Below are 7,518 nucleotides of genomic sequence, written 5' to 3' on the forward strand. Positions count from 1 at the left end.
ATAATGCCTGTGTTATACGAAGTGATCAGTAAAGAGAAATTATGGAAAATTACAAAGGAATAAAACCTGATGTCAATGAGCTTTTAAGCTATCGCTATCAGACTAAAGCTCTTAAACTATTTGCAAGCCAAAGAGTAAATAGTGTAAATGCTGGGAATAGTCTTTCTAAAGCAAAGGGTCGAGGTATGGACTTTGATGAGGTTAGGCATTACCAAGCAGGAGATGATATTCGTTTGATGCATTGGGCACTTACAGCACGATTAGGAAAGCCTTATACAAAGGTTTATCATGAGGAAAGAGAAAGAAGCCTATATTTTGTCCTAGATCAAAGTAAAAGTATGCATTTTGGCACTAGAGAGTGTTTTAAAAGTGTAAAAGCTACTAATATTCTTGCATTGATAGGCTTTGGGGCATTAGAGGCTCATGAAAAGGTTGGTGGTGTTATTTTTGATGATAATGGCTATAACTTCTATCCTGCAAAGCAAGACAAGTCAGCTTTAGTTAAGATGTTTAACTTTGTTGCAAATGATGAGAAGAAGTATCTGTTACCTTCTGATAAGAAGCTTTCTGAAGCTTTGAGATTTCTTTATGCTAAGATACGAAGCAGTAGTATAGTCGTTGTAATAAGTGATTTTAGTAACTTTGATGAAGAAGCAAACAGATATCTTAAATTGTTAAATAATAAGAATTCAGTTATTAATGTATTTAGCTATGATCCCATAGAAAAAGATCTTCCAGGGTTAGATACTTACTACTTTAGTGATGGTAAGCAAAGAATTGTGTTGGATTCTGCAAGTAAGAGACAAAATAAAGTCTATAAGAATATCTATAAAGCTAGGCATGATGCTATAGAAGAGTTTTCACGTAAAAATAAGACAGGTTTTATAGAAGTTGCTACAAATGATGATTTGATTAAAACAATAAATTATGGAGTAGCTAATTATGCAAAATAATAATCTTTTAGCACAATTAAAAGATATTTATTTACCTGATAGAATTTCTCAGTGGTGGCCGTTAGCGTATGGTTGGTGGATAGTTTTAGGTGTTATTGTTCTGATTATTATCTTGGCTATTATTATCTTACGTTTTAAAAAGAAGAAGCAACAATATAAAGACTCTATAATTAATGAGTTTAGACAAGAGGTTGAAGGTGTTTATAAGAATAACCCGACTCATGTATTAGAGAGTATTTCTGTATACCTAAAAAGAGTAGCGCTGCAGAAGTTTCCAAGTGAGAATATAAAAACCTTATATGGTGAAAAGTGGCTTGAGTTTCTTGATTCAAAGATAGATGATGAAAGTTTTGAAACAACTAAAGCAAGACTATTAGAGAACACTTATAAACCTATTGAGCTAGATACGTCAACGTTTGGTGAGATAATGGCAGTAGCTGAGAAGTGGTTGAGGAGTGTTATATGATAAATATTGAATACCCTTGGTTCTTCATTCTGGTAATTTTGCCTTTAGTTATTTATTGGATTATTCCTAGAGCCAAAAATAATCAACAATCAGCATTAAAAACGCCATTTTTTGATCAGTTGCAGTCTCAACTCGGTACTCATAGTGCACATGACTTTTCAAAAGCTAATTATTTTAAGTATATTTTAGCAGCTATTTGGGTACTTTTAATCGTTTCTGGATCAGGGATTCAGTGGTTAGGAAAGCCAATAAGTATGCCACAAAGTGGTAGAGCTCTTATGATGGCTATAGACTTATCTGGAAGTATGGCTATAGAGGATATGAAGAAGCCTAATGGAAAAATGGAATCAAGATTTGATTTGGTTATGCGCGTAGCAAATCAGTTCCTAGATACGCGAAAAGGCGATCGTGTTGGTCTTGTACTTTTTGGTACGAGAGCATATCTACAAACACCTCTAACATTTGATATTCCAACTGTTAAGAAAATGTTAGATGATTCTAGTATTGCATTGGCTGGTCCAAATACTGCTATAGGTGATGCTCTCGGTTTATCTATTAAAAAACTAGAATCATATCCAAATGATTCAAAAGCTATTATATTACTTACAGATGGTGATAACACAGCAGGTTTATTACAGCCATTACAAGCAGCTGCTATAGCTAAGGAATATGGTATAAAAATCTATACGATAGCTCTTGGTGGTGGTCAGATGCTTATACAAACTGCATTTGGTAAACAATTAGTAAATACTTCGGAAGATCTAGCTACCGATACTCTACAAAAAATAGCTAAAATGACTGGGGGACAATACTTTAGGGCCCAAAATAGTAGTCAATTAAAGAATATCTATAAAGATATAGATAAGCTTGAACCGATCAGATTAGATAAAACGATAGTAAGACCAGTTACATATCTTTACCCCTGGAGTTTGGGCTTGGCATTGATTTTAAGTTTTATAATTGCAGGTGTTTGGCTAAAACGTAGAGGAGGGCATTAAAATGGATTTTCATTTTTTAAGGCCTTGGTGGCTTTTAGCTTTAATACCTGTTGTTATTTTGGTTGTACTACTTTTTAAATATTCAGTAAAATCTAACAGCTGGAGTAAGTATTGTGATAGTCATTTACTTGAACATGTAACGATAGGTCAAGACTCAAAAACAAACAAAACTCTAATACCTGTAGTATTTTTAATTTTATGGAGTATTGCCGTATTTGCACTAGCAGGACCTACATATAAACATACAAACATTCCTGTTTATCAAAAAAATATTTCAAGAGTTATCGCTCTGGATGTGTCTAATTCAATGGATACTGCAGATGTATCACCAAGTAGACTTGAGCGGGCTAAATATAAAATTCTTGATATTTTAAAGAGAGTGAAAGAAGGTCAAGTTGGGATGCTAGTTTTTTCTAGTGAGCCTTTTGTTGTAACTCCTCTAACTTCAGATGCAAAAACAGTTGCGAATTTAGTACCTGTATTAAACTCAAATATTGTTCCTGTGCAAGGACATAACATTACAAGAGCGCTTAAGAAATCAGCAGATCTTATCGAGCAAGCAGGAGCATCAAGTGGACAAGTTATATTGGTAACTGATTCTACTCCGTCCGCTAAAGCAATAAATGAAGCTAAAGATTTAGCTGAAAAGGGAATAAAGGTAGATGTATATGCTGTGGGTACTCCTCAAGGAGGGATTGCCAAAGATGCTAGTGGAGGTTACCTAAAAGATGCTAAAGGTAATATTCAATATTTTGGAGTTGATCTTTCTGAACTTAGATCTTTGGCAAATGCAGGAGATGGTAAGTTAGTAACTTTGACAAATAATAATACAGACATTAAAAGTCTATTATCCGAAAAAATCGGAGTAGGGACAAAAGAATCAAAACAAGATTCAGCAAATGTTTTATGGCAAGATAATGGAATTTATATTGTATGGGTGTTGAGTATTTTGAGTGTTTTTATCTTTAGAAGAGGTGTTTTGGAGAGAATATGTCGTTAAAGAAATTAATATTTATTTTAATACTAATACCTAGTATCTGCTTTGCTAGTAGTTGGGATGATTTATGGCAGACGAAAGACCAGCAAGGTATGAGCTACTATGATAATGGTAATACTAAAAAAGCAGCTCTAGCTTTTGAAAACAATGATTGGAAAGGTGCTTCATATTATAAGTCAGGAGACTATAAAAATGCGTATAAGGAATTTAAAAAGGATAACTCTGCAAAAGGTCTATATAATCAAGGCAATGCTTTAACTCACCTAGGCCAGTATAAAAAAGCGATAGATACCTATAAAAAGGCTATTGAAAAAAGACCTGACTTTGAAGATGCTAAGAGTAATTTAGAGATAGCTAAAAAGTTAGAAAAGCAGAAAAAGAAACAGCAAAACAAGAATAATAAAGATAATAAGAACAATAAAGATAATAAGAACAATAAAGATAATAAGAACAATAAAGATAATAAGAACAATAAAGATAACAAGAATAATAAAGATAACAAGAATAATAAAGGCAACAAAAATCAGCAAAATGCTAAACAAAATAATCTGGAACAACAGCGTCAAAAAGAACTTGATAAAAAAGAGTCAGATAAACTCTTGTCAATGATTGATGATGATCCAGGTGGACTTCTTAGACATAAATTTGCACGTGACTACCAAAGAATGATAGGAGATAAACGTGAGAACCAAACTATTTAAATTAATAAGTATTTTTACACTATCAATAATGGTTGTAAGTATTAGCTATGCTAAAGTATCAGCAACTGTTAGTAGGAATCATATTGAAAAAGGTGAAACATTTGAGCTGGTTTTACATTTAGATAGTTTTAATACCCAGCCAGACTTAGATGCTCTTAAAAAAGACTTCACTGTCTACAATACCAGTACTAGTAGTAAAACAACGGTTATTAATGGTAGGAGAGACTCTCATTTTGAGATGATAGTTACATTAATACCAAATAAAGCGGGTAATCTTGTAATCCCTGCGATAACAGTTGGTAACCAGACAACAAAACCAATAAAAATTGAGGTTGATAAGGAGCTATCAAATGAAGAGCAAAGTAAATATCAAGATCTTTTTGCTATAGGTACCTTAGATACTAACAAGACTTATGTAAATGTACCAGTTTTATACACTTTAAGAATATATACCTCAAGGCCGATATTAAGCTTGCAGCCTAAACCATTTGATATTAAAAAATCTGATATTAAAACAACAAATCATCGTAAAACTTATCAAAAAAGTATCAATGGTAAGTTATATGATGTTGTTGAAGAGAGTTTTTTAATAATTCCAAATACTACTGGAGAGATAAAAATCCCAGCAATTGTTTTACAGGCAACTATTCCCAATGCTTTTGGTCAACTTGGAAGCAGGATGAAGTATTTCTCTACTAAAGCAAAAACTCTAAATGTAGAGCCTGTTCCTGATGATATAAGTATTAATGACTGGTTTCCTGCATCGGATGTAAAAATTAGTGATAACTGGTCACAAGATAGGGGTGTTAAAGAAGGACAGCTTCTAACTAGAACTGTCAAGGTCACAGCCGAAGGTGTATTAAGCAGTGATATTCCTAATTTAGAATTTAAATCATCAGATGCCTTTAATGTATATCCAGAAAAACCTGAACTTCAAGATATTGAAAAAGGAGGCCATTTAACTGGTGTTGCGACATATAAGATTGGGTATATGCCTATTAAACAAGGTAAAGTTGCTGTACCAGCTGTTAAACTTAAATGGTATGATGTTGATACACACAAGTCTAAAATAGCTAGCTTAGCAGTTAAAACTTTTGATGTTCATAAAGGTAATATGCCTAGTAATCTTGCTGCTAATAATAACTCATCACCAAAAGTTATCGAAAAAACAGTTCAAGATCCTTTTTGGCGAGATGTAGCTATAGCAGTTATAGTCTTGTGGATATTGACTTTAATCTTATTGATAAAAAGTAAATATACAAAAAAAGCAGTTAAAGTAGCTGATGATATTGAGCCTGAGTCAATAGAAAAGACAGTTGGTCTAAAAGAAATAAAAAAAGCATGTTCAAATAAAGATAATATTGAATTACAGAAGGCAATTATTAATTGGGCTAATACTCAATCAGATAAACATATATTCTCACTACTTGAGGTTGCAAAGGTCTTCCCAGAATTACAACAGATTCTTAAAGATCTAAATGGAGCTATATATGCTAGAAAAGATTTTAATCAGTATAAAGAGTTGCTAGAGTTGATTAAACAAATTAAGAAGGTTAAAAAGCACAAGCCTAAAAATTTAGTGAAGGATCTTTACGAATGATAAATTTAAAAAAAATACTATTTAGCATATTTATGTTTTTATCGCTGATAATTAGTGCTAATGCAAAAACTGTTTTAGTAACAGGTTTTGCCCCTTTTGGTGGAGAGAGCATTAACTCATCCTGGCAGGCGGTTAAAGGTTTGCCAGATATTATTGATGGTGCGATGATTGTTAAAAAACAGCTACCAGTATCATTTGAACGCTCAACACAAAAGCTTGATGCTTTAATAAAACAATATAGTCCAGATATTATTATCAATGTAGGAGAAGCTGGCGGTAGATCTGCAGTTTCACTTGAAAGAGTAGCTATAAATGTTGATGATGCGAGAATTGCTGATAATGATAATAATCAACCAAAAAATAAAAAAATATCCAAAACTGGTAAAAATGCATACTTCACTAAATTACCTATATATAAGATAGATAGTTTAGTAAAAAAACAAGGAATTCCTGTTTATATATCTAATACTGCTGGAACATTTGTGTGTAATCATGTAATGTACCATCTGTTGCAATTATTAGATAAAAAATATCCTAATAAAATTGGTGGATTTATACATGTACCGTACATGCCGAGTCAAGTTATAGATAAGAAGAATACTCCAAGTATGAGTAGCTCTGATGCTACACAAGCCTTGGTAAAAGCTATACAAGAATCGATAAGTGTTTAGAGTTAGAGAAGTTATACTATGCAGATAAAAAAAGATTGGAAATATTATTTAGGGCTTGTGCTTTTTGGAGCTTCTTTTTTGCCCTATGTGACAATCTTTTTCATAATGCCTTTTTGGGGGTTATCAGCAGCTAGATATTTGATAATATCCTCACTTTTGGCTATGAGTGCAGAGGCAATGTTTGTTTTATCGGTAATGTTTCTTGGCAGAACTATTGTTGATGTGATGAAAGCAGCAATCAAAAGGGTTTTTAAATCAGCTTTTTCACAACAAAAAACTATTAGTTATACAAGATATATTATAGGAATGATTATGTTTGTTTCTAGTATGATATATCCTACTTTAAGTATAGAAATGATTTTATATTTTCATGAAGTTAGCTTTGTTGGGCAGTTAAATATGATGTTTATCCTGTTTAGTGGAGATATAATGTTTATAGCCAGCTTCTTTGTCTTAGGAACTGGTTTTATAACAAGGTTAAAATCTGCTTTTAAGTATCAACAATAATATAAGCGTAGAGTATTTGTGCTAAACTATCTTACATGTATGAAAGACAGGCTTAACTAAAGAGTTTATTGAGAATCTTTGTATAATGCTTGAGTGTGAGAGTTAAAAATATTTTATATGCAAGTTGAATTTCACGTTTTACAAACATCGGAACAAAAAGAGCTGTTAGATTCGATTGTTAACTATGTTTTAGCTAACTACAAAGCTAAGACATTTGCGATTTTAGCTCCTACAGGGATTGCCAAAGAGTTAGATGATAGATTATGGCAGCCTGGAGAAGAATCTTTTGTACCTCATCATTGTGCTATAAGTGCTAGAGAATATAATCAATATAGGGATATTCCTATTCTAATAACCGATAATTTGTTTATAACTTCTAGTTTTGATGTTTTGATTAATATTATGGATGTGGCTGTAGATCCTGAGAGGATTAAGGTCAAAGAGCTTAAAGAGTTTGTCTATCAGCAAGAACAAGCATTATTAGCTTCACGTAAAAAATACATGTACTATAAAAATTTTAGCTTAGATATTAGTACGATAAAAGAGTAGAAAAATAGGGTCTTTACAGATAATTGTGTAAATTTTAATTAGGTTATATATTTTAAATATAACAATAAGGGATTTA

9 protein-coding genes are annotated in these 7,518 nt (G+C 32.2%); all 9 read left to right on the forward strand.

Going from position 1 to position 7,518, the window contains the following annotated elements; genetic code table 11:
* Positions 1-41: 41 nt before the first annotated feature.
* The 9 genes from AB8E56_RS06435 (at position 42) to AB8E56_RS06475 (ending at position 7,442) form a co-directional block, all read left to right on the forward strand.
* Positions 42-953, forward strand: a complete 912-nt coding sequence (locus AB8E56_RS06435) for a DUF58 domain-containing protein (RefSeq protein ID WP_329479265.1) — start codon at positions 42-44, stop codon at positions 951-953.
* On the forward strand, positions 943-1,419 hold the full coding sequence (locus tag AB8E56_RS06440) for a DUF4381 domain-containing protein (protein ID WP_329479267.1): 477 nt from the start codon (positions 943-945) through the stop codon (positions 1,417-1,419). The genes AB8E56_RS06435 and AB8E56_RS06440 overlap by 11 nt, the downstream gene beginning before the upstream one ends.
* Complete coding sequence (locus tag AB8E56_RS06445; RefSeq protein WP_329479269.1) at positions 1,416-2,417, forward strand: VWA domain-containing protein; 1,002 nt, start codon at positions 1,416-1,418, stop codon at positions 2,415-2,417. The genes AB8E56_RS06440 and AB8E56_RS06445 overlap by 4 nt, the downstream gene beginning before the upstream one ends.
* 1 nt (position 2,418) lies before the next feature.
* Positions 2,419-3,417, forward strand: a complete 999-nt coding sequence (locus AB8E56_RS06450) for a VWA domain-containing protein (RefSeq protein ID WP_329479271.1) — start codon at positions 2,419-2,421, stop codon at positions 3,415-3,417.
* The gene (locus tag AB8E56_RS06455; RefSeq protein ID WP_329479274.1) at positions 3,408-4,115 is read left to right on the forward strand and encodes a tetratricopeptide repeat protein; all 708 of its coding nucleotides are present in this window, start codon (positions 3,408-3,410) and stop codon (positions 4,113-4,115) included. Before AB8E56_RS06450 ends, AB8E56_RS06455 begins: the two co-directional genes overlap by 10 nt.
* Positions 4,096-5,715, forward strand: a complete 1,620-nt coding sequence (locus AB8E56_RS06460) for a BatD family protein (protein ID WP_329479276.1) — start codon at positions 4,096-4,098, stop codon at positions 5,713-5,715. The genes AB8E56_RS06455 and AB8E56_RS06460 overlap by 20 nt, the downstream gene beginning before the upstream one ends.
* Entirely contained in the window at positions 5,712-6,386 is a 675-nt protein-coding gene (gene pcp, locus AB8E56_RS06465; RefSeq protein ID WP_329479278.1) for a pyroglutamyl-peptidase I, read from the forward strand. The genes AB8E56_RS06460 and pcp overlap by 4 nt, the downstream gene beginning before the upstream one ends.
* A 24-nt stretch (positions 6,387-6,410) precedes the next feature.
* Positions 6,411-6,893 (forward strand): transporter suffix domain-containing protein, encoded by a 483-nt coding sequence (locus AB8E56_RS06470; protein WP_329479282.1) that lies wholly within the window; start codon positions 6,411-6,413, stop codon positions 6,891-6,893.
* A 117-nt stretch (positions 6,894-7,010) separates the two neighbouring features.
* Positions 7,011-7,442 carry a DNA polymerase III subunit chi gene (locus tag AB8E56_RS06475; protein WP_329479280.1) on the forward strand — a complete coding sequence of 144 codons (432 nt, stop codon included), beginning with the start codon at positions 7,011-7,013 and terminating at the stop codon, positions 7,440-7,442.
* The last annotated feature ends 76 nt before the right edge of the window (positions 7,443-7,518 follow it).

Origin of the sequence: Francisella sp. 19X1-34 (assembly GCF_041102755.1) — a bacterium.
In the GTDB taxonomy this organism is placed as follows: Bacteria; Pseudomonadota; Gammaproteobacteria; order Francisellales; family Francisellaceae; genus Francisella.